The organism is Corynebacterium sp. CCUG 70398 (genome assembly GCF_024454055.1).
In the GTDB taxonomy this organism is placed as follows: Bacteria; Actinomycetota; Actinomycetes; order Mycobacteriales; family Mycobacteriaceae; genus Corynebacterium; species Corynebacterium genitalium.
Genome location: NZ_JAGPYZ010000010.1, coordinates 1 through 21,676, shown reverse-complemented (window position 1 = coordinate 21,676; position 21,676 = coordinate 1). Strand labels below are relative to the sequence as shown.

The 21,676-nt window shown below is 62.9% G+C and carries 19 protein-coding genes; 11 read left to right on the top strand and 8 right to left on the bottom strand.

The features are described from left to right. Window positions 1-65 precede the first annotated feature (65 nt). Entirely contained in the window at window positions 66-4,007 is a 3,942-nt protein-coding gene (gene hrpA, locus KBX07_RS10090) for an ATP-dependent RNA helicase HrpA (RefSeq protein ID WP_256024007.1), read from the top strand. On the opposite strand, the gene nrdR is transcribed toward hrpA, so the two are convergent. Both nrdR and KBX07_RS10080 read right to left on the bottom strand, forming a co-directional pair. Next, window positions 4,004-4,468 carry a transcriptional regulator NrdR gene (gene nrdR, locus KBX07_RS10085; RefSeq protein ID WP_256002612.1) on the bottom strand — a complete coding sequence of 155 codons (465 nt, stop codon included), beginning with the start codon at window positions 4,466-4,468 and terminating at the stop codon, window positions 4,004-4,006. The genes hrpA and nrdR overlap by 4 nt on opposite strands. A gap of 31 nt (window positions 4,469-4,499) precedes the next feature. Then, a complete protein-coding gene (locus KBX07_RS10080; RefSeq protein ID WP_255998957.1) occupies window positions 4,500-4,736 on the bottom strand; it encodes a hypothetical protein in 237 nt (78 codons plus the stop codon). Between the two features lie 452 nt (window positions 4,737-5,188). Between KBX07_RS10080 and lexA the strand changes: the two genes are divergently transcribed. Together lexA and KBX07_RS10070 are read left to right on the top strand one after the other, a co-directional pair. Further along, a complete protein-coding gene (gene lexA / locus KBX07_RS10075; RefSeq protein ID WP_255995039.1) occupies window positions 5,189-5,860 on the top strand; it encodes a transcriptional repressor LexA in 672 nt (223 codons plus the stop codon). Window positions 5,861-5,893: 33 nt separating this feature from the next. Next, complete coding sequence (locus KBX07_RS10070) at window positions 5,894-6,547, top strand: DeoR/GlpR family DNA-binding transcription regulator (protein ID WP_256024005.1); 654 nt, start codon at window positions 5,894-5,896, stop codon at window positions 6,545-6,547. A gap of 7 nt (window positions 6,548-6,554) precedes the next feature. Here the strand turns inward: KBX07_RS10070 and hflX are convergent, their stop codons facing one another. Further along, entirely contained in the window at window positions 6,555-8,072 is a 1,518-nt protein-coding gene (hflX, locus tag KBX07_RS10065; protein ID WP_256024003.1) for a GTPase HflX, read from the bottom strand. A gap of 118 nt (window positions 8,073-8,190) precedes the next feature. On the opposite strand from hflX, the gene KBX07_RS10060 reads away from it, so the two are divergent. The 5 genes from KBX07_RS10060 to KBX07_RS10040 are packed head-to-tail and all read left to right on the top strand — an operon-like array spanning window position 8,191 to window position 13,300. Continuing rightward, complete coding sequence (locus KBX07_RS10060; protein ID WP_040424398.1) at window positions 8,191-8,940, top strand: hypothetical protein; 750 nt, start codon at window positions 8,191-8,193, stop codon at window positions 8,938-8,940. Between the two features lie 35 nt (window positions 8,941-8,975). Continuing rightward, window positions 8,976-9,500, top strand: coding sequence for a DUF2892 domain-containing protein (locus KBX07_RS10055; RefSeq protein ID WP_156774828.1), 525 nt, complete (start codon window positions 8,976-8,978; stop codon window positions 9,498-9,500). Window positions 9,501-9,551: 51 nt separating this feature from the next. Next, a complete protein-coding gene (locus KBX07_RS10050) occupies window positions 9,552-11,159 on the top strand; it encodes an iron ABC transporter permease (RefSeq protein ID WP_256024001.1) in 1,608 nt (535 codons plus the stop codon). Window positions 11,160-11,162: 3 nt separating this feature from the next. Then, window positions 11,163-12,251, top strand: coding sequence for an ABC transporter ATP-binding protein (locus tag KBX07_RS10045; RefSeq protein WP_256024000.1), 1,089 nt, complete (start codon window positions 11,163-11,165; stop codon window positions 12,249-12,251). Further along, the gene (locus KBX07_RS10040; RefSeq protein WP_005289814.1) at window positions 12,248-13,300 is read left to right on the top strand and encodes an ABC transporter substrate-binding protein; all 1,053 of its coding nucleotides are present in this window, start codon (window positions 12,248-12,250) and stop codon (window positions 13,298-13,300) included. Before KBX07_RS10045 ends, KBX07_RS10040 begins: the two co-directional genes overlap by 4 nt. Here KBX07_RS10040 and dapF read toward each other — a convergent pair whose 3' ends face one another. From dapF to KBX07_RS10025, 3 genes are read right to left on the bottom strand one after another with little or no spacing between them, the layout of a single operon-like run. Beyond that, window positions 13,301-14,239 (bottom strand): diaminopimelate epimerase, encoded by a 939-nt coding sequence (dapF, locus tag KBX07_RS10035; protein WP_255998967.1) that lies wholly within the window; start codon window positions 14,237-14,239, stop codon window positions 13,301-13,303. Beyond that, the gene (gene miaA, locus KBX07_RS10030; protein ID WP_256023998.1) at window positions 14,236-15,153 is read right to left on the bottom strand and encodes a tRNA (adenosine(37)-N6)-dimethylallyltransferase MiaA; all 918 of its coding nucleotides are present in this window, start codon (window positions 15,151-15,153) and stop codon (window positions 14,236-14,238) included. The genes dapF and miaA overlap by 4 nt, the downstream gene beginning before the upstream one ends. Further along, window positions 15,150-15,725: a hypothetical protein gene (locus tag KBX07_RS10025; protein WP_256023997.1), complete on the bottom strand. Its 576-nt coding sequence runs from the start codon at window positions 15,723-15,725 to the stop codon at window positions 15,150-15,152. The genes miaA and KBX07_RS10025 overlap by 4 nt, the downstream gene beginning before the upstream one ends. A gap of 183 nt (window positions 15,726-15,908) precedes the next feature. On the opposite strand from KBX07_RS10025, the gene KBX07_RS10020 reads away from it, so the two are divergent. The 3 genes from KBX07_RS10020 to KBX07_RS10010 all read left to right on the top strand — a co-directional run bounded on the left by KBX07_RS10020 (window position 15,909) and on the right by KBX07_RS10010 (window position 20,068). Beyond that, window positions 15,909-17,231, top strand: coding sequence for a DUF349 domain-containing protein (locus tag KBX07_RS10020; RefSeq protein WP_255995066.1), 1,323 nt, complete (start codon window positions 15,909-15,911; stop codon window positions 17,229-17,231). Between the two features lies 1 nt (window position 17,232). Continuing rightward, a complete protein-coding gene (locus KBX07_RS10015; RefSeq protein WP_256023995.1) occupies window positions 17,233-18,306 on the top strand; it encodes a GNAT family N-acetyltransferase in 1,074 nt (357 codons plus the stop codon). A 187-nt stretch (window positions 18,307-18,493) separates the two neighbouring features. Then, window positions 18,494-20,068 carry an FMN-binding glutamate synthase family protein gene (locus KBX07_RS10010; protein WP_256023994.1) on the top strand — a complete coding sequence of 525 codons (1,575 nt, stop codon included), beginning with the start codon at window positions 18,494-18,496 and terminating at the stop codon, window positions 20,066-20,068. Window positions 20,069-20,092: 24 nt separating this feature from the next. Here KBX07_RS10010 and KBX07_RS10005 read toward each other — a convergent pair whose 3' ends face one another. Together KBX07_RS10005 and KBX07_RS10000 are read right to left on the bottom strand one after the other, a co-directional pair. Continuing rightward, a complete protein-coding gene (locus tag KBX07_RS10005; protein ID WP_005289801.1) occupies window positions 20,093-21,220 on the bottom strand; it encodes a hypothetical protein in 1,128 nt (375 codons plus the stop codon). A 150-nt stretch (window positions 21,221-21,370) separates the two neighbouring features. Continuing rightward, entirely contained in the window at window positions 21,371-21,589 is a 219-nt protein-coding gene (locus KBX07_RS10000) for a hypothetical protein (RefSeq protein ID WP_256023992.1), read from the bottom strand. Window positions 21,590-21,676: the final 87 nt, after the last annotated feature.

Below are 21,676 nucleotides of genomic sequence, written 5' to 3'. Positions count from 1 at the left end.
TCAGGTTGCTCACTCTCAGTAGCTTCTACCTTTACCTGCTGCGCGGGTAAGATCAGCCGTTGATTATGAGCACCCCCGAGTCTTCCCCGCCCATCACCCGCGACGCCCTCAAAGCGCGTCTCGACGAGCTGCCGATTGCCCAAGTCCGCCGCTTTGACAGGCGCCTGAAGAAGGCGAAGGCTCCGAACGCTTTAGCCGCGATCCACACCGACTTAGAAGAAGAAGTTGCGAAGGTCGCCGCGATTGACGCTCTGGTCCCGCAGATCACCTACCCGGAGCAGCTTCCTGTCTCCGCCCGACGCGAGGACATCAAGAACCTCATCAGGGACAACCAAGTCGTCGTCATTGCAGGCGAAACGGGATCTGGTAAAACTACCCAGATCCCGAAGATGCTGCTTGAACTGGGCCGTGGCCGGCGTGGGCTGATCGGCCACACCCAACCGCGGCGAATCGCTGCGCGCACTGTCGCTGAGCGCATCGCCGACGAGCTCGGCCAGGACATTGGGCGCTCCGTCGGCTACGCCATCCGCTTCGATGACCGTGTGTCTGCCACGACCGCGGTCAAGCTCATGACGGACGGCATCCTGCTCGCCGAGATGCAGCGGGACCGCTACCTGAACGCCTACGACACGATCATCATCGATGAGGCCCACGAGCGCTCCCTCAACATCGATTTCTTGTTGGGCTACCTCAAGCGGCTTTTGCCGTACCGGCCGGACCTGAAAATCATCATTACCTCCGCCACGATCGACCCGGAGTCGTTCGCGGAGCACTTCGCCGACAGTGACGGTAATCCGGCGCCCATCATTGAAGTCTCGGGGCGCACCTACCCAGTGGAGATCCGCTACCGTCCGCTTGAGACGGAAGTGCCCACGAAAGACGGCGGCACGAAGGTCGTCGACACAGACATGCTCGACGGGCTGATTGAAGCCTTGAAGGAGCTCATGGCGGAAGGTGACGGCGACATCCTGTGCTTCTTCGCCTCCGAGCGTGACATCCGTGACGCAATGGAGCTCATTGAAAAGCAGCACTGGCGCGGTGTCGAGGTCACTCCCCTGTTCGGCCGACTCTCCAACGCCGAACAGCACCGGGTATTCTCCCCGCACTCCGGGCGCCGCATCGTGCTAGCCACCAACATCGCGGAGACGTCACTGACTGTCCCCGGCATCCACTACGTGGTGGACACCGGTCTCGCGCGCATCTCCCGCTACTCCACGCGCACCAAGGTGCAGCGCCTCCCCATCGAAGAGATCTCGCAGGCCAGCGCCAACCAGCGCTCGGGCCGCTCCGGCCGTATCGCAGACGGTATCGCGATTCGCCTTTATTCGGAGGACAATTTCAACGCCCGCCCTGAATTCACCGACCCGGAGATTCTGCGCACCAACCTGGCCAGCGTCATCCTCCAGATGACGAACCTGCGCTTGGGCGACATCGCGGAGTTCCCGTTCGTCCAGCCACCGGACAAGAAGGCTGTGCGCGACGGGCTGATGCTCCTCCACGAGCTCGGCGCCATCACCGATAAGGAAGACCGTGACATGCCGGTGCTCACAGGCATCGGCCGCGACATCGCGCGCATTCCTGTCGACCCGCGCATGGCCCGCATGCTGGTGGAGGCACACCGCCTCGGTGTACTGGACGATGTCACTGTCATTGTCGCCAGCATGACCATCCAGGATGTCCGCGAGCGTCCGTTGGAGTTCCAGGCACAGGCTGACCAGGCCCATGCGCGTTTCAAGGACAAGACTTCCGACTTCCTCGCTGCGCTGAATTTGTGGGATTACCTCAAGGACTCCCGGGATGAACTGTCCGGCAACGCCTTCCGCAAGCGCATGAAGAAGGAGTACCTCCACTACATGCGCATCCGCGAGTGGTTCGACCTTGTGCGCCAGCTCCGCGAGGCTGAAAAGCAGCTCGGCTGGGCCCGCACCGCCACCGCAACGGACGATCACGATGACTCGCGGGACCGCGACCCCAAGTCCATCCACCAGGCCTTGCTCACCGGCCTGTTGTCCAATATCGGTGCCCGCGACGGCAATTCGAAGGAGTTCAAGGGAGCACGCGGCACACGCTTCATGATCTTCCCCGGTTCGGTGCTGGCGAAGAAGCCGCCGGAGTTCGTGATGGCTGCCGAACTCGTCGAAACGTCTCGTCTGTGGGCGCGTGACGTCGCCTCTATCGATCCCGCTTGGGTGGAGAAAGTCGCCGGCGGCCTGCTCAAGCACAACTATTCCGAGCCGATCTGGTCCATCAAGCGGGCCGCGCCGATGGTGCACCAGAAGTCCATGCTCTACGGAGTCATGGTTGTCGCTGATCGCCTGGTGCCGTACCACCGCGTGGACATGGATGCTGCGCGCACCATGTTCATCAGGCACGCGCTTATCGACGGCGAATGGAACGCCCACCACGCCTTTCTCAAACACAACGCCAAGCTCCTCGAAGAGGCCGCCAAAGTCGAGGAGAAGGTGCGCCGCCGCGGTCTCGTTGTCGACGAGGAGGCGTTGTTCGACTTTTACGACGAGCGCCTGCCGGACAACATTGGGACCGGCCGCCACTTCGACGCATGGTGGAAGAAGAAAAAGCATGAGGACGCCGCATTCCTCGACTTCGACCCGAGCGCACTTATCGACGATTCCGACGCTGACACCAGCGAAGACGCCTTCCCCGACAAGATCCGCCAGGGAAGCATTGACTACGACCTGCAATACAAGTTCGAACCGGGCGACCCCTTTGACGGCGTCACCGTCCTTGTCCCTGTTCCCCTGTTAGCGGGTCTGGATGAGCGCGAATTCGACTGGCTCGTGCCCGGTTTGCGCGAAGAACTAGTCACAGAGCTCATCCGCTCCCTACCAAAGGCGTTGCGCAAGACAGTCGTTCCTGCACCAGAGTTTGCCGCGCGCGCCCTAGACAAGCTCGTTCCTTACGAATCTCCGTTGAACGAGCAGCTCGCCGAGGTGTTGCGCTCCCTCGGAGGGCACGGCATTAACGCATCCGATTTCCGGCCCGAAGCGTTGCCGCCTCACCTGAAGATCACCTTTGCCTCCATCGACCGTAAAGGGAAGATCACCGACCACGACACGTCGCTCGCCGCGCTGAAGAAGCGCCGCGCCGGCCAAATCACCTCGTCTGTAGCAAAGGCGACCAAGAAGGCTGAATCCGACTCAGTTACGAAGTGGACGGAAGACACCCTTGGTGATGTGCCGGAAACTGTGACAACAAAGATCGAAGGCAATAGCGTCGATGCTTTCCCCGCCTTGGAGGCGACCAATGACGGCGTACGTGTGAAGGTGTTCCCGACAAAGGCCGCTGCTGATCAATCCATGGTGACGGCGACGTTGGCAATGCTCATGCGCCAAATCGACGTCTCGGTCTCCCAGATGGTGAAAGGCCTGCCGTTGCGGCAGCGTGTGGCCGTCGATAAGTATCCGCACGGTGGTGCCGCTGGGCTGGTCGAAGATGCGCGCGTCGCCGCGATCCGCGATCTCATGTTCGCCCACGGTGGACCAGTGCGTACACCTGCAGAATTCGATGCGCTACTGAACAAGGTCAAGCCCGAGGTGGCCGGCATGGTTCGGCGCACGGTCGTCGGCATCGCCGGTGGTGTGGTCGAATACATCAACACTGCGGCGGAACTTCAGAACTGGGACGGCCCAGCTATCGATGACATCCGCCAGCAGATGAACTTCCTGCTACCGAAGAACGCCATCACAGTGCACGGGATGGAGAATCTTCAACACCTTCCGCGGTACATGTCGGCGATCCAGATTCGGCTCGAGGAGATGAACCGCGACCCCGACCGCGATGCAGACCGCCAATCGGTTGTCGACGACGTGAAGAAGTACCTCGATGCCAAACTGGCCCGGCTACCGCAGGCGGCCCGTAAATCCCGGGCAGTCAAGGACATTCTGTGGCGGATCCAAGAGCTGCGTGTGAGCTTATTCGCTCAACGGCTCGGTACGGCGAAACCGGTAAGCCCGAGGCGGATCGAGAAGATGGTGGATAAGCTCTAAATGCTTTCCATGCCGCGGTCTTTGCGGCGCATCAGCCTGATCTCGGATTCGAAGTCGTCGGCGCTTTCGAAAGACTTGTACACGGATGCGAAGCGCAGGTAGGCGACCTCGTCGAGTGCGCGCAGCGGCTCGAGGATGGCAAGGCCGATTTCGTTCGACGGAATCTGCGAGCTTCCCTGCGCGCGAACGATCTCCTCCACCTCTTGGGCGAGGCGCTTCAAAGCGTCATCGGAGACATCGCGCCCCTGGCACGCGCGGCGTACGCCGACAATGAGCTTGTCACGGTCGAAGGGTTCGCTGACTCCGTTGCGCTTGACCACGGTCAGGACAGCTTTCTCGACCGTAGTGAAACGACCACCGCACACGGTGCATTCGCGTCGGCGCCGAATGGCCGATCCTGCGTCGACTAAGCGCGAGTCAGAAACCCGAGAGCTATCGTTCTGGCAAAAGGGGCAGTGCACCCCTCAAACTCTACTCCCCCCAGAAAAATCTTTAGCGGTTGTTCACTGTTGCAACGGCGTTCTGGAGATTCGCAGACTCGTTCACCTGCTCCGGGCTGAAACCGTCGTCCTCGAAAGAGAACGCGCCGCCGAAGATAGAACCCGCAACGAGACCGAGGCCGAGCAGTGCGCCCATAAGCGTGGCCGCGCGCTTCTCGCGGCGAGTTTCGAGAGCCGTGTTCGGGCTGTCCGGATCCTCTGCGCGCGCTCGCAGGGGTGATTCATTCATTCGATTATGCTCATCGAGTGTTCGAACATGACGGTGCGAGGCACGAATCACCGGTGCACGGTCAAGGTCCCAAACATCCGCTGGCTCAACCTCAGCAGAACGGAGGTTATCGGTAGTATTAGCACTGTTAGGGCGGGCGAGAGAGATAGTCATCATTCTTCCTTTCTTGGTTCGGATTTGATTCTACGAACCGCACCGGACATGTTCGATTGCAATGATCGCTAGAATGTTCGATAGTTCCTATGTTCGATTTATAGCAAGGGCCGTAGAGTTTGTCTAGACGTGGTCAAGAAATATCGAACAAATTTGCCTACGCATGGTAAAAGTGGACACAAGGGAACCGAACGGTGCCGCGTGTCGTCGAACATTGGTGAGGAATTCCAGCGCCGAGTTTCTCGCCACACCGATAGGAACAAGGCACCGAGGACAACCGATCAGAGGAGAACAGGAACATGCCCCAGAGCGCAGACAAGAAACCGGACATTAAGACCCTGACAGAGAGGCAGCGCCGCATTCTCGAAGTCATTCAGGATGCGGTGGTGCTCCGCGGCTACCCGCCGAGCATTCGGGAGATCGGCGATGCCGCCGGCCTTCAGTCGACGTCGTCTGTGGCCTACCAGCTCAAGGAATTGGAGAAGAAGGGCTTTCTTCGCCGCGACCCGAACAAGCCCCGCGCCGTTGATCTGCGCCACCTGCCGGAGAACGGCCGGAAGAAGCGCAAGGCTGATCCGAAACCAGACGATGCGGCACCGCCGCGCTACATCCCCGTCGTCGGGCAGATTGCTGCAGGCAACCCGATTCTCGCTGAAGAGAACGTCGACAGCTACTTCCCTCTGCCGGAAGAACTCGTCGGCGACGGTGATCTCTACCTGCTCCAAGTCGTGGGTGAGTCCATGCGCGACGCGGGCATCCTCGACGGCGATTGGGTTGCCGTGCGTACCCAGCCGGTAGCGGAGGAAGGTCAGTTCGTCGCGGCGCTTATTGAGGGGGAAGCAACGGTGAAGGAGTTCCACAGGGATTCCTCCGGTGTGTGGCTTCTCCCCCACAACGAAGCCTTCGCCCCGATCAAGGGGGATGATGCTGAAATCATGGGGCTCGTTGTCTCCGTGTTCCGTAAGCTCTAGACCATGTCCACTTTGAGCAGGTAAGGAAGACCCATGAACGCCGAAGAGCGATGCCAGCTCACCGCCTCCCACGGGCATGTGGAGTCTGCTGACCCGCGCTCGCAATCGGCCTCTCGGGCGAGCTCCTCTATCGCTCGAGCAGCTTTGGCGCACCTGCCAAACGATGGCGTCGTGTTCGTTGATTCCGGTGCAATGGCCGTGCATATGGCCCAATCGTTCGCAGCGGCAGTGACAGCAGGCGGCACCGGTAGCGCAGCGGCGTTGTCTTTTGTCACGCACTCCATTCCTGTCGCTCTGGAATTATCCAGCACAGCCGGTACAAATGTTCAGCTCCTGGGCGGCTCGGTGAGCTACGCGGCACAGTCCACCGCTGGTGACACGACCTTGCGTACGCTTGCGTTGATGCAGGCAAACGCCGCCGTAATCGATGCCGGCGCTCTCACCGTCAACCACGGCCTGTCTACGGATGATGCCCAACAAGCCGCAGTGAAGTCGGCAATGGTGACCAACGCTGAGAAGGTCGTGGTTCTTTGCAACTCCGCACGGTTCGGCCAGGAAGCGGTAGTCAGTTACGCCCCGCTCGACAGCATCGACGTGCTCATCACTGACGCGGACGCTTCGGATGAGGTGGTGCAGAAGCTGTCTGAACACGGCATCGACGTAGTCCGAACCGACCCAGACCACTAACTCGGTTCTACGCTACGACGAATTCTGCGTACTGCTCGGCGAGGACGCGGGGCAGGCGGACGTCGATAAGCGTGCCCTCTTCGTTGTACGCCTCGCTGCGCACAGTGCCCTCCTCATGGACGCGTGAGACAACATCGCCGCGGGTGAACGGGACGAGCAGCTTCACGTGGGCATCGAGAGTGTTCAAGAACATCTCGATCCGGCCCTCAAGCTCGTCAATCCCCTCGCCGGTCACGGCGGAGACGAAGACGACATTGTGCTTCGAATCCGCGAACGCGTGGCGTAGCTCGGCAAGCACGACGGGGTCTGCTTCGTCGATCTTGTTCACCACGATGATCTCCGGCGGAATCTCCTCGCCCGTGTCCCGGGTGATCTCCGCCAGGACATCGTTGACAGCCTTGATCTGCTTCAACGGGAACGGGTCGGAGCCGTCGACAACGTGGAGCATGAGGTCAGCGCCGACCACCTCTTCCAGGGTGGACTTGAACGCCTCGACAAGCTGCGTGGGCAGGTGGCGGACGAAGCCGACAGTGTCGGTCAGGACGACGGTACGGCCGTCAGCAAGCTCGGCGCGTCGCGTGGAGGGATCCAGGGTGGCAAACAGTGCGTCTTCGACGAGCACCCCAGCGTCGGTCATCGCGTTGATTAGCGAGGACTTGCCGGCGTTCGTATACCCGGCGATGGCGATCTTCGGCAGCGTCGAGCGCTGGCGCTGAGCGCGCTTGATGTCGCGGGCGGTCTTCATCCCGGAAAGGTCGCGGCGTAGCTTAGCCATGTCAGTGCGCAGACGGCGACGGTCGGCCTCAATACGCGTCTCACCAGGACCACGCAGACCCACACCACCGTTGGAGCCTGCCCGGCCGCCAGCCTGACGCGACAGGTTGCCACCCCAACCACGGGTACGGGTGTAGAGGTATTCCATCTGCGCCAAGGACACTTGCGCTTTACCCTCTTTGGACTTCGCGTGCTGGGCGAAGATATCCAGAATGAGCATGGTGCGGTCGATGACTTTGATCTTCAGGGCTTCCTCAAGCGCCACCAACTGGCCCGGCGAGAGACCACCATCGCACACGACGGTGTCGGCGCCGGTGGCGTGCACAATGTCACGTAGTTCGCTCACCTTTCCGGAACCGACGTAGGTGCCCGGGTCCGGCTTGTCGCGCTTTTGGTAGATCATCTCCACCACTTCAGCGCCGGCGGTTTCAGCCAGAGCCGCGAGCTCGGTCATGCTTGCCTCGACTTCGGCCGTCGTCCCTTCCGTCCACACGCCGACGAGGATCACCTGCTCCAGCTGGAGCTTTCGGTACTCAACCTCGTAGACATCCTTGTGCTCTTCGGAGCGGATTTCGGTCTCGCGGGTGACACGCCGAAAAGCATTGCGTTCGGCCAAGTCCAGCGTGCCGACAGACGGCTCATGGGCCTCGTCGCGGCCCCGATCGGTCGGTTGCGGCGCATTGTGGCGGAAAGCCTGGGCGAGCAGCTCGTCATGGCTGGGTTGAGAACTTGCGTGCGAAGAAGTGGTCATTGAGTCCTTATTGTTGCACAGTAGTTTTCTACCTCAACAACCCAGCCATCCAGCTTGTTCCCTCCGTATGCGGGATTCTTTGACGGCAGTTGTAGGATCTGGAGACATGACTCAAGCGATCAGCACGGATCTTTCCAGCATCGGCATGAACTATGCGCGATGGCAGGACGCGGTGGAGGCGGCGATCGCCTCGAATCAGCTTGCCGTTACCGGCGAGGTCCGCGGGGGCCAGCTCATCCAGTTCGCTGACATCTCCGGGGCGCAGCTGAACATCCTGGCAGTCGAGCCGTTCGCAACATTCGCCGGCTTCGACTCCACCACCCGCACGTACGCGAACGTCACTATGGTCACGGATGTCGTCGGGTTCTGCGAGATCATCGATCCCACCGGCACGGTGCTCACCTCCGTCACGGCCAACATCGCCCAGGGCCCGCTGCTTGTCGACGAATCCACCCTCACCTGGCAGGAAATGGGCTTCACCATCCTCGGGATGGACGTGGCACGGTACGACAGTGTTGATCACTACCTGTCCGAGACCGGCGGGGTGATGGGAACCATCACCTCGAAGGGTGCGGAGATCGTCTCCACGGGAGCCCCGGCCAGCCCGGATGCAGGTGCCCAGTTCTCTGCCCGCGTGCTGGAATCTGAGTACCGCACCAACATGCTCACCGGTGAGCAGTTCATCCACGTCTCTGTCGACGGCGCGTTCCCCTTCGATGTGGTCCTCCCCAACGCGGACACGCTGCCCGAGCGCAACACCGTCATCGCTGGCACCGGTGTCCTATCCGGCTCCGTCATGATGGCCACCGGTGGCGGCTGCGGTGGCGGCGCTTGCGGATGCGGCTCTGGAGGCTGCGGCGGGCACTAGTCCCCCTAAAAAAGAACCCGGCCAGTGACATTGTGATGGCGCAGAACCACAAACCGCGACGCAGCGTCGAGGCAGCCATATGGCTCACCCTCGCGCTGGTTGTGGCGATCCTGCTCGGAGCACGCTTCGGCTGGCTAGGGCTGATCCTCGGTGGTGTCGTCGCGGCCGTCGCGTTCATCGGTTTCTGCAACAGCACCACCGACCCGGAGATTGAATCCCTCCGGGCATCGCTGCGGGTCGCGCGCGACGACATCGAGCAGGTCCTGGGCGAGTACGACGACCTGCTCCAAGGCCCCTCCACAGACGCTCTCGCCGACCGCACCCTGCACTACCCCGAGCTGGCCAACCCGCATTCGCGGCTCGCGGAGGTGCAAGATTTCCACTTGCGGCGCAGCTCTGCGAAGCGTTTCCTCGCGCGCGTTGACACGCATTTGCTGAGCGACGATCTCGACCGCACCTCCCTCGAACGCATGCTCTCCATCGCTGACCAGCGGGCAGCGGACCTTGCTGAGTCGTGGACGGATGCCCGCCGAGCCGCGCGCGACTACGGGCCTGCATAGAACTCCTGCACAGCGCTGCTGTGGCAGGCGGGCATGTTGTATCTTTGAGCAATGCCCAAGCTATTCCGGGCCGGAATGTGGCTCATTGCCGCCGGATTCTTCATCGCGCCGCTGTACCTCGTGGTGGGCCTTGCTCTGGGCGGAAACCAGATCCCCGTCCTGATTGAATCAGGTCTTGGCCGGGCGGCCTGGAACTCCGTCTACTCGACGCTACTGTCGTCTTTGTTCGCGGTGGTCGTGGGAACGCTTGCCGCCGTCATCGTGGAGCGCACCACCATCGCCGGTGCCCACGTGGCGCGGTTGCTGCTGCTGTCCCCGCTGCTTGTGCCGCCGTTTGTCGGCGCGATCGCGTGGCTGCAGCTCTTCGGCCGCAACCAGGGCTTCAACGCCATCTTCGATCGACCGATCTGGAACATCTACGGTGCTGACGGCGTCATTTTTCTGCTCACGCTGCACGCCTACCCGATCGTCTACGTCATCATGGCCGCTGCGCTGCGCAAGATCCCGCGCGATCTAGAGCTCGCTGCGCGTCTGTCAGGTTCTGATACCTGGACCACCCTGCGCACCATCACCTTGCCGCTGGTCCGCCCAGCCTTGCTCAGCGCGTTCACCTTGACGTTCGTGTCCAACCTGGGGGACTTCGGCATTCCGGCCCTGGTCGGCTCGCCCGCACGCTTCGAAACGTTGGCCACGATGGTGTACCGCTTCGTCGAATCCGGAACGGTGCCTAACCCGTTACAGGTGGTCTCCACCATCGGCGTCGTGCTGCTGGTGATGGGCATTTTGGCAGTCATCGCGGACTACATCGTCGCCGAGCGCGCCGCCAGCTCCGGCACGAACGCGGGGGCGCCGCTGCGTTTCGATCTCGGCGCTGCCACGTGGCCGGTGACTGCGGCCACCTGGGCCACTGGCCTCGCCGTGACCCTGCTACCCGTCGGCGGGTTGATCTACCGCGCTCTCCTGCCCGCTCCGGGTGTGCCGCTAACGTGGAAGACGCTGACATGGCGCAACTTCGAACGCACCCTACAGAACCCGCGCGTCATCGACGGCTTCACTAACTCCCTGTGGATGTCGCTCACCGCGGCGGTGCTGTGCGGTGTGCTCGGCTGGCTCATCGGCATCCTCGTCACCCGTACCATTAGCCGCGACAACACCCTGCTGACCCTGGTGACGCTGCTACCCACAGCCCTTCCGGGGCTCATCATCGGTGTCGGCTGGCTTATCATCAGCCGCTACACCGGCACCTACAACACCCCGTGGATCATTCTCGCCGCCTACCTGTGCGCCTACACCGCCACGGTGCTCCAGGCAGTCCGCGCGCCGTTGAAAAGCACTCCACTCGCCATGGAAGAGGCCGCGCGTATCTCCGGGGCGGGGCCGCTGCGCGCCATCTTCAACACCTCGGGTGCCATGGCGATCCCCGCCGCGGTCTCGGGTGCCGTCCTTGTCGCCGTTACCGCGATCCGCGAGTTGACGGTCTCGGTCCTGCTCATCGCTCCCGGCACCACCACGCTCGGTGTGCAACTGTTCAACCTGCAGCAAGCCGGAAATTACAACCAAGCCTCCGCGCTGGCGTTCATGTTCACGCTCGCCGGGCTTATCGTTCTCGTCCTCGCCAGCGCGGGCATTTCCCGTGGCTCGGCATCCGCTAGGAGGTAGACCGTGGAAGACATCCGTTTCGACACCGTCAGCGTCACGTTCCCGGGTGGCACGCAGGGCCTGCGCGATGTGACCCTCGACATCGAAGCCGGCGAATTCCTCGCGCTCGTCGGCCCGTCCGGCTCGGGCAAGACAACGCTATTGCGGGCCCTCGCAGGGTTCGTCGAGCCGAACTCCGGTTCCATCTACGTGGGCGGCAAGGACATGACCGGCATTCCGCCGGAGGACCGCCACATGGGCATGGTCTTCCAGCAGCACGCGGTGTGGCCCCATATGACTGTCGCCCAGAATGTGGAGTACCCGCTGGTGCGGGCGGGCGTCGATAAGCGTGAGCGCGCAAGCCGCGTCACCGACGCACTTGAACTGGTGGGACTCGACGGCCTCCAGGAACGCAAACCGGACGCCCTGTCCGGCGGCCAGCGTCAGCGCGTCTCGCTCGCTCGCGCCATTGTGGGCGATCCGCGCGTTTTGCTTCTCGACGAAGCCCTCTCCGCCCTCGACGAACCCTTACGCGACGTGCTGCGGCGTGAACTTGTGGCTCTAACTCCCACCCACGGACTGACCACGCTGCATGTCACGCACGACCGCGGCGAAGCCCTGGCCATGGCCGATCGCATCGCAGTGCTTGCCGACGCGCAACTTCAACAGGTCGCCACCCCCGATGAGCTCTACTCCGCACCCGCCACGGCCTGGGTCGCACAGTTCTTCTCCGACGCGACCGTGCTGCGCGCCCGCCGCAACGGATTCGAATACGTCAGCCAGGACCCAGCTATGAGCTTCCATACATCCAATCTGGTAACCGTCGGCGGCCGAATGGAGGATCTCGGCGAGGTCATCGACATCGCGGTCCTGCCAGCTGCCGTGCGCGTCGTCGACTCCTCCGACCCGTATGCCGCGCGCGGCACGATCGAATCCGCTCTGTTCGAGCTCGACGGGCACTCCGTCACCCTCGATGTCGACGGCACAACCTTCCGTGCCAAGGTCCGCGGCCGACGCCCGCGCATTGGCGAGACCGTCGGTGTGCGCACAGAACGTGTACTCGCCTACCCGGTGGATGACAGGACCGCCGCCGACGAGAGGACCGCACCGTGACCTTTTCTGCAAACCTCGCCCGCAGCCGCACCTCGCTCGTGTCAGCCGTTCTCGCAACGTCACTGGCGTTCCTGTCCTCCTGCGCCGAACCGCCCGCGGAGGGCGAACGCTCGCCAAACATGCGCAACGGCGTCACCACCATCACCCTGTACACCTCCGAGCCGGAAGCGAAGGCGGACATCGCCATCCGCGAGTTCGAGGAACTCAACCCCGACATCAAGGTGAAGATGTACCGCGCAGGAACCGGCGAGCTTGTCGCCCGCGTCGCCTCCGAGAAAGCCACCGGCGGGATCGAGGGCGACGTGCTGTGGTGCGCCGACGCCCCCACCTTCGAGGTGTACAAGCAGGAGGGCGACCTGGCGGAGTTGACCAATATCGACCTCACCGCGATCCTGCCGGAGGCGATCGACGACGACGGTTATTACGTAGGAACCCGCATGATGCCCACCATCATCGCCTACAACTCCAACCGGATCCCGGAGAACGAGGCTCCCACATCCTGGGGCGACCTGACCGACCCGAAGTACAAGGGCGAGATCGTGCTCGGCGACCCAGCAGTGTCCGGCGCCACCGCGTTCAATGCAGCGGTGTGGCTGCAGACTCCCGAGCTCGGCGAAGACTGGGTGAACAAGCTGGGCGAAAACCGCCCGATGATTGCGCAGTCCGCTGGCCCTGTCGCAGAAGAGGTCGCTGCTGGCGGCCACCCTATCGGCATCGTCACTGATTACCGTGTGCGCGACTTGGCCGACGAGGGCTCCCCCATCAAGGCCGTTTATCCCGCCGACGGCGCCCCGTACATCACCCAGCCCGCGGCGGTCTTTGCGGCATCGCCGTCACGCGAGGCTGCCCAGCGGCTCGTGTCTTATCTTGTCTCCCGCCAAGGGCAGACCACGGCCGCGGAGCTGAACTACCTGCCGGTGCGCACCGACGTCGACAGTCCGCCAGGCGCGCCCACGCTGGAGGACATCGCTCTGCTCGAAGCCGACTTAACCAACATCACGCAGGAGAAGACGGACGCTGTCGCGTTCTTCCAGCGCGCAATGCGCTAATTACGTGAAGTCCTTGCGCAGCGATTTCAGCGAGACCTCGCCGCGCGCGACAATGACAGACGGCCCCGTCATCGTCGCCTCGCCGTCATTGATCGCGATGGTGAGTGTGCCGCCCGGAACGTCAACGGTAATGGTGCCGTTCTCCACGCCGGCATCGGCAAGCGCTGCCCGTGCCGCAGCGACCGTGCCCGTGCCGCACGACCGGGTCTCGCCGACGCCGCGCTCCCACACACGCATCCCGACGCGCATTTCACCGCCGGCGGTTTCAGGGTCGGTGACGATCTCCACGTTCACGCCCTCGGGGAAGAACTCGTGGTCGAAGGCCGGCTGCTCAAAGGCCAGCTCCGCCAGCTGCACAGGTGTCAAACCTGGGATGACGGCAGCGAGGTGCGGGTTGCCCACATCCACGCCTAGTCCAGCGAATTCGAAGTCCCCCATGCGGCCTGTGGATACCCCGGTCACGCCGACGGGGCCCATGCCCACTTCCACGACTGCGTGCGTCGAGCCGTTCGGGTCCTCCCCCGTTAGGGAGTGGATGGTGATGTGCTTGACCCCGGCGCGGGTGTCCACGTCGAACTGGCGAGCCTGCTCCAAGCCCTGGGCGACGAGGACGTGGGCGAACACGCGGATGCCGTTTCCGCACATTTCCGCGATGGAGCCGTCGGCGTTACGGTAATCCATGAACCAGCGGTTGCCGTTCGCACCCTGCGCATCGTGAGCGTCCGAGCTCACTATGCGCAGGAATCCGTCGCCTCCTACGCCGGCACGCCGGTCGCACAGCGAGGCGACAAGGTCATCATCGAGGATGCCGAGTTGTTCTAGTTGGTCGTCGACGTCGATAAGCACCACGAAGTCGTTCTCTGTTCCGTGCGCCTTGATGAACGGCAGGGTGGACAGGTTCTCCGGTGCCTGGGTCGTCTGCGGGGTGTTCTCGTTCACGCCAGCGAGTCTAGCGCGGCGGTGAGGATCGCCTCGCGGCCGTCATCCGCCGCGGACGCGTCGAGCCAGGTGATGCGCTTGTCTCGGTTGAACCAGGAGCGCTGCCGGCGCACGTAGCGGCGGGTCCCCGTGACGGTCCGCTCCTGAGCTTCCTCGAGGGTGATCGCGCCGGCAAGGTAGCCGAGAACCTGCGAGTAGCCAATCGCGCGGCCGGCGGTGGACTCCGCGACCAGTCCCTCGGCGATCAACCCTCGCACCTCGTCGACGAACCCGGCAGCGAACATCAACTCGGTGCGCTTATCGATGCGCGGGTTGAGCCACTCCGCGTCCGTCCGCAACCCCAGAATCCGCGTGGCCCACCGTGGCGCCGCATCCTTTGGCGGCTGCGAGGCTTGGAACGGTTTGCCCGTCAGTTCAATGACCTCCAGCGCACGCACCGTTCGGCGCGGATCGTTGTCCTCAATGATGGCCGCGGCCTCTGGATCAACTTCAGCCAATTCTGCGTGGAGCGCGTGCACACCAACGTCTTCCAGCCGTTGCTCGTATTTATTGCGGACGGCGGGATCGGTCGGCGGGAACTGCCAGTCGTCGATCAGCGATTGGACGTACATCATCGAACCGCCGACGAGGATGGGAACCCTGCCCCGCGCAGCGATGGCGTCGACAACCTCAATCGCGCGTGCCTGATACTCGGCAACGGATGCGGTCTGCGTGACATCCCAGATGTCCAGCAAGTGGTGCGGGATCCCTTCACGTTCAGCCAGTGACAGCTTCGCCGTGCCGATGTCCATGCCACGGTAGAGCTGCATGGAATCAACGTTGACCACTTCCCCGCCGAGCTCGTGCGCGAGAGCCAGCCCGAGATCAGATTTCCCGGACGCGGTGGGGCCGACGACAGCGATAGGCCTGATCATGCGTGAACCTCGCACGCCGCGAGGAAGCGTCCAACGCCGAGCGTGTCATCGCTTGACAGCACGCTTTTCGACGCTTTCAACGCCCCCAGCTCCTCCCACAACCCCTGCTCTATCACCCCGGGCAGATCGGCGGGGAGTTCGCCGGTGCCGTCAAGGAAGGCGGTCATGGCGTCGTGGGTGTCGGTGGCGCCGTCGATAAGCGCAAGGGGTGCGCGGGGAGTGAGTCCGGCGGAGCCATCGACGACCACCACGGTGAGCGCGTCGGGGTTGAGCGGCTGGATGTGCTCGCGGGAATCCCCAATGGTGCGGCCCGGCAGGATGTAGCGTGCGATGAGTTCCGGCAGGTAGTTGCCGCCTCCGACGTGCACATCAGCACCCCATGCGCGGAAGCTGCCAGTGTGCTCGGTGCGCCACCGCGGATCGCGCGAACCGACGATCTCAACCGGGCGGGTATCTCCCTCGGTCAGCTCGCGAGCTTTGGCTACGATCGCGCGCCCCGCCGCATCCTGCGGAGACAGCTCAGCGACTACCGCTGGGGACCCCGGAACGACAAGCAGATTGAAACCGCGCATGAACCTCACCCTATAGAAGAGTCCGTGTGAGCCGAACCGTTACATTGCGCTCCCCGTCGCGGTATTGTTTTGGGGCATAACGGCAGCCGCGACGCGCGGCACAGGATGAAAGGACGGCCCACTATGACGCAGCCCCCCACCCCTGAGAACAACCGGCCCTCGCCGGTTCCCTCCCCCGGCGCAATGCCTTCTCGGGCACCGAAGCCCGGCCCGCGCCCTGGTGCACGTCCCGCTGCTCCCGCTGGTGCCCCGTCCACGCCGAGCCCTGTGCCCGCTTCTGCCGCTGACACCGCGAAGGCCGCTGAGTTCGGTCGCGTGGATGAAGACGGCACTGTCTACGTCATCCGCGGCGGTGCTGAACGCGCCGTCGGTTCTTGGCAGGCTGGCAGCCCCGAGGAGGGCCTAAAGCACTTTGCCCAGCGCTTCGCTGATCTGTCCACGGAGGTCGGCGTGCTGGAAAACCGCCTGCGCACCCGCCCGGAAGACGCGAACTCGGTGCGCACCCAGGCGCAGCAGCTCATCGGCTCCCTCGATGAGCAGGCTGTCGTCGGTGACTTGGACGCGATTGAAACACGTTTGAAAACCCTCCTGGAGGAGGCCGACACCGCCGGCGAGAAGGCGAAAGAAGCCAAAGAGGCTCGCCGCGCCGAGGCTATTCAGCGCAAGGAAGCCCTCGCCGCGGAGGCCGAAGACTTGGCCGAGAACTCCACTGAGTGGAAGGCAGCCGGCGACCGTATCCGCGACATCCTCGAGGAATGGAAGACCGTCCGCGGCATCGACCGCAAAACCGATGACGGGCTGTGGAAGCGCTACTCCAAGGCCCGCGATTCCTTCAACCGCCGCCGCGGGGCCCACTTCGCCGAACTTGACCGCGGCCGCGCCGCCGCGAAGGCGAAGAAGGAGGAGCTCATCGCGCGCGCCGAGAAGCTCAAGGACTCCACCGACTGGAACGACACCGCCCGCGCCTACCGCGACTTAATGACGGAATGGAAAGCCGCCGGCCGCGCCCCGCGCGACGTCGACGACAAGCTGTGGAACCGCTTCCGCGCCGCTCAGGACCACTTCTTCGCGGCCCGCAACGCCGTCAACGACGAGCGCGACCGCGAGTACGAAGCCAACGCGCAGGCCAAGGATGCACTCATCGCTGAGTACGACTCACTGATTGACCCGGAGAAGGGCCTCGGCGCCGCCAAGTCCAAACTGCGTGAGCTGCAGGAGAAATGGGACGCGATCGGTTACGTCCCGCGCAATAAGATGCGCGAATACGAGGACAAGATCGGCGACATCGAGCAGCGCGTGTCCGACGCCGAGGAAGCCCAGTGGCGCAAGTCCAACCCGGTCCAGCAGGACAAGGCCAACCAGTTCCAGGTCAAGGCGGACGATTTCCGCGCCAAGGCCGACGCCGCCGAAGCCAAGGGCAATGCAAAGCAGGCCGCGGAGCTGCGCGCGCAGGCAGAGCAGTGGCAGGAGTTCGCTGATGTCGCCGCGAAGGCGTTGAACGACTAGCTTGCTCACTCCCCTCATCTACGCCCACGGCGGCCGCGACTCCGGCGACGTCGTGGGCGCGTATGTGTTCTCAGCAACCCTCGCCATCCAGGACATCACCGGCAGCCCCTACTCCGGCGTGAGCGCCGCCCACATGGCGAAGCGCCTCGAGGGCTCCGCGGAGTCCGAGGCTTTGTTGTTCGCGCTAACTGACCTGCAGGCACCGCGTCCGCTCGGCCCGCTCGGATATCCGGAGGTGCATGTCGACGACCTCGCCGACATCGCCGCGTGGGTCTTCATCTCCCTGCCCCTACTCGAGGACACACGCGTGATCGAAGCGACCGTCACTCTCGACGCCGCCGTCGCGCCCGTCCCCGGGTCCGGAGAGCCCGTTCCGCGTGAGCCGTGGGTCGCCGCCCTTTCGCTTATCGACGCCCTTTCCGCCTCCTTCGACCGCCCCATCCGGCAAGTGTGGGTCACGCACTCGGGCGAGCCTCTAGTTGAACCCGAACTGAGTCTCACCAGTCACGGATATTCAGCTGCGTACCACGAGGCGCAGGCGACGTTCTCGCTGGGCGCGGTTGCGGCGGAGGCAGCAGGCCCGGGCATCTCCGTTGTCCGCAACATGGGCTTCAACCCTGATGACCTACCATCGCTGCGGGCATTGTTGTCCGGTTCTTCGCGGGATTATCCGCGCGGTGACCTCATCCTCGACTCGATCAATTGGACTGAGCAGCGTCTCCGTGACGCGAGCGCCCGCTTGATGGACCGGGGCGGGACCCAACTCACCGCGGTCGCCCACGCCCCTGATGGCAAAGTGATCGGGATGGCAGAAGCCGTCCACTACGATGTCGACGACGACCGACTCATGGAGCTCGGGCTCATCTACGTGCTTCCCGAGTATCGGGGCCAGGGCGCCGCAAAGCGGATGCTTGAAAATCTCCTCGCCGCCGCGAAGACTGAATGGCCGAAGGTCGAGACAGCGTATGCCTCCTACCCCGCCGAGAGCGAACCTGCTGCACGGCTTCTCCGGCCGTTGTCGCCCGAAATCATCTCGTATGCGACCGCGTGGCAGAAGCACGTGCGGAAAAGTTGACAAACTGGATTTCCGTTTACCCATCCGCAACGCTCTGACCAGCGAGCGCAGTTTCGGGACGCATCGGGCACGTCAACTTTTCCGCAGACCTCTTTCCTAGGCGAGGGAATTGCTCCTCAGACAGCGCAGCGGCGAATAGGTACGTTGGTGAGCGGAACAATCCCGTGATCATTGAAGGTGATGGCTAGTGGGTAAGCGATTTTCGTCGATAAGCAAACTTGTAGGCAGCAACCCGGTCAAAACAGTGGCTGGTGCTGTGGCAGCCGCGACCGCGGGCCTGGCTGCGAACGATTTGATCCAGCCGAAAAACAATATTCTGCGCAATTACCCTGTGCTGGGGCACGCGCGCTACCTGGCAAAGGAGATCCGCCCGGAGATCCATCAGTACTTCATCGAGGGCGAAGCCGACGGCAAACCGTTCGACGCGCAAACCCGTGAAGTGATCAACCAGCGCGCCGACGGCACCGATGGGGAACGGTCCTTCGGCACCGAGAGGGAAGTGTCGCAGGCGGGTTATGAGTACCTTGTGCACTCGGTGGTCCCGGCGGAGGTGCCGGAGGACCCGCCGCGGGTGAACATCGGTGGTGCGGAGTGCTCGCAACCATACGACATGGCGCTGATGAACATCTCTGGCATGTCCTTCGGCGCACTGTCCGCCAATGCCATCCGCGCGCTGAACAAGGGTGCTGAGCTCGGCGGATTCGCCCATAACACCGGCGAAGGTGGCCTGAGCAAATACCACCTGGAGAACAACGGTGACATCGTGTGGCAGCTGGGCACCGGCTACTTCGGCTGCCGCACCGAAGACGGCGGCTTCGACGAGGCGAAGTTCAAGGACATCGCGCAGATCGACCAGGTGAAGATGATCGAGCTGAAGCTGTCGCAGGGTGCCAAACCCGGCCTCGGCGGCATGCTGCCCGGCCCGAAAGTGACCGAGGAGATCGCCCGCGTGCGCGACATCCCCGTCGGCGAGGACTGCCTCTCCCCCAGCCGCCACCGTGTCTTTTCTACCCCGGTCGAGCTGATCGAGTTCATCGCCCACATCCGGGAGGTCTCCGGCGGCAAGCCGATCGGCTTCAAGATGTGCGTCGGCTCCATGATCGACGTGCTGTCAATCTGCAAAGCAATTGAGCAGGTGGGGACCGCGCCAGACTTCATCACTATCGATGGCGCGGAAGGCGGTACCGCCGCCGCCCCGCTCGAGTTCGAGGACCACATGGGGCTCCCGCTGACCGAGGGCTTGCAGATGATGCACAATGCGCTCGTCGGCACGAACCTGCGCGACAAGGTCAAGCTCGGGGCATCCGGCAAGGTGGCGGCGTCGAATGACATTGTGAAGCGCCTCATCCAGGGCGCTGACTACACCAACTCCGCCCGCGCAATGATGATGGCCGTCGGCTGCATCCAAGCCCAGAAGTGCCAGACCGGCAAGTGCCCCTCCGGCGTGGCCACCCAGAGCAACTGGCGCCAGCGCGCCATCGACGTCGACCTCAAAGCCCAACGCGTGCAGCGTTTCCAGCAGGCTACCGTGCGCCAAGCCACCACCATGATGGCGGCGTGCGGCGCATCCCACCCGGACGACCTCACCCCAGCGATGCTGCGCAAAGTCATCGAGCCAGGTGTCACGCTTTCCTACGAGGCACTGTTCGACTGGCTCGAGCCCGGGCAATTGCTTGACGACGCCCCCTCTCAATGGTCCGAAGCCTGGCGCCACGCCTCACCCGACGAGTTCCGACTGCCTGTGAAGACGCAGCACAGGTAGCCGCCGGGAGGAGCACTCTTTCCGTTAGGCGTTGCCATCTCCACCACCTTGTTCGCGCAGCGCCTGGCGCCATTCGGCGTGAGCAGACTCGTGGGCATCACGATCGTTGTTAATCAGGTACAGCACGATCGATGCAGCTACGGAGGTAAGGAACAAAGCGTAATAGCCGGAGCTGTAACAGTTCTCGGCCCCGGAAGCGCAGCCGTCAGCTGCCCGCACGAAAGTCCCCAGAACCCAGAACCATTGGCCCAGGCAGGCAAGTAACCAGGCCCAGTACACCGCGTTTCCGGCGCGGTTGCTCATGACAATCCACGCGCCAAGCACGACGACTCCGAGCGTGGCGAGCACGAGGAACACCCACTCTGTGTCAAAACCAAGGAACTGCCCGGTGGTGATCAAGATGCTCAGAAACTTCCAGCCGCTCATCTGGTCCAACGAAGGTGTAAACATGAAGACCACGAATGCACCAGTACACCCCAGCATCAGCCACCTCTTCCACCCGACGTCCCGGCGCGAGACACGTTCGTACGGCGGCGGGACGGTAAGCATTCCATTGTAGTTTCGGATCCATAGCCGCCGTACGAGCTCGTAGAACTCGTTGCCGTTCGCACGAGTCGCCCATTCGTGTCCCTTCCACACGCCTCTCAGCATCACAGCCATCGCCAGCGTGATAAGTGGGAGAAGGTAGTAAGCAACGTGGAACTCATGGGTACCGACAGAGGCGGAGCCGGCAACCGTTTCAACTGCACGAAACACTGCCCCACAACACCACAAGGCAACGGATGCGAAGCACAGGACTGCTGCCAGGACGATGAGCGCGTAGAGCGCCAGGTACATAGACACGATTGCCACCACCATCATGGCGACGAATCCGAGTACTACAGACACAGCCTCGAAGACATTCGCAGGAGGGGATCCCATGTCTTTCGAGCTTGCATAGGAGCTTCCCAGCCAACCGTAGTTGTCGATGTATGGCAGCATGAAGGCGATCATGAACGTCATGGCCAGTCCAAACAGCGGCGTGCGAACCATGTTGCCCATGTACATCCGCGTCCACGGCCGCAGCTTTCCGGGGGGTTCCAACCCGTTCGGGGTAACACGGTACTCCGGGTGGTGATCGGTACCGCCGCCGTACGTTGGTCTCTTCTGCATGAGCTACCGCCCCTTTTCCCGGTTTCCCGCACGAACACTGTTAGTTCAATGTGACGAAAGCGGGGCAAAGTTCCCACCGCAGCGGCACGACAATCCATCGCTACAGAGCGACAGGTTCGCTCGGGGCTCGAATGCTAAGCGAGCCGCCCCTTACCGCAAGTAGATGTTGAACCTCGCCATCGTTTCGTGTCGTTGTGCCTGGCGCCACTGGGCGTTCGCAGACTCGTGGGCATCGCGGTCGTTGTTGATCAGATACAGAACAATCGACGCAGCGATAGATGTGAAGAATAGCCAGTAGTACCCGTAGTCGTAACAGCTCCCTGTTCCGCCGGTACAGCCTTCCTTCTCCTGTATGACAAGGCCGAACATCCACCACCACTTGAAGTGTCCTGGGTTTAGTTCCGATCGTTTCTAGAGGAGGATTGGATCATGCCTAGGAAGTTCAGTGACGAGTTC

Bases quoted from the DNA above. Each gene is read 5' to 3' on its own strand.
- hrpA (WP_256024007.1), top strand. From the start codon at position 66: ATGAGCACCCCCGAGTCTTCCCCGCCCATCACCCGCGACGCCCTCAAA.
- KBX07_RS10080 (WP_255998957.1), bottom strand. From the start codon at position 4,736: ATGAATGAATCACCCCTGCGAGCGCGCGCAGAGGATCCGGACAGCCCG.
- lexA (WP_255995039.1), top strand. From the start codon at position 5,189: ATGCCCCAGAGCGCAGACAAGAAACCGGACATTAAGACCCTGACAGAG.
- KBX07_RS10070 (WP_256024005.1), top strand. From the start codon at position 5,894: ATGAACGCCGAAGAGCGATGCCAGCTCACCGCCTCCCACGGGCATGTG.
- hflX (WP_256024003.1), bottom strand. From the start codon at position 8,072: ATGACCACTTCTTCGCACGCAAGTTCTCAACCCAGCCATGACGAGCTG.
- KBX07_RS10055 (WP_156774828.1), top strand. From the start codon at position 8,976: ATGGCGCAGAACCACAAACCGCGACGCAGCGTCGAGGCAGCCATATGG.
- KBX07_RS10050 (WP_256024001.1), top strand. From the start codon at position 9,552: ATGCCCAAGCTATTCCGGGCCGGAATGTGGCTCATTGCCGCCGGATTC.
- miaA (WP_256023998.1), bottom strand. From the start codon at position 15,153: ATGATCAGGCCTATCGCTGTCGTCGGCCCCACCGCGTCCGGGAAATCT.
- KBX07_RS10025 (WP_256023997.1), bottom strand. From the start codon at position 15,725: ATGCGCGGTTTCAATCTGCTTGTCGTTCCGGGGTCCCCAGCGGTAGTC.
- KBX07_RS10020 (WP_255995066.1), top strand. From the start codon at position 15,909: ATGCCTTCTCGGGCACCGAAGCCCGGCCCGCGCCCTGGTGCACGTCCC.
- KBX07_RS10005 (WP_005289801.1), bottom strand. From the start codon at position 21,220: ATGCAGAAGAGACCAACGTACGGCGGCGGTACCGATCACCACCCGGAG.
- KBX07_RS10000 (WP_256023992.1), bottom strand. From the start codon at position 21,589: ATGTTCGGCCTTGTCATACAGGAGAAGGAAGGCTGTACCGGCGGAACA.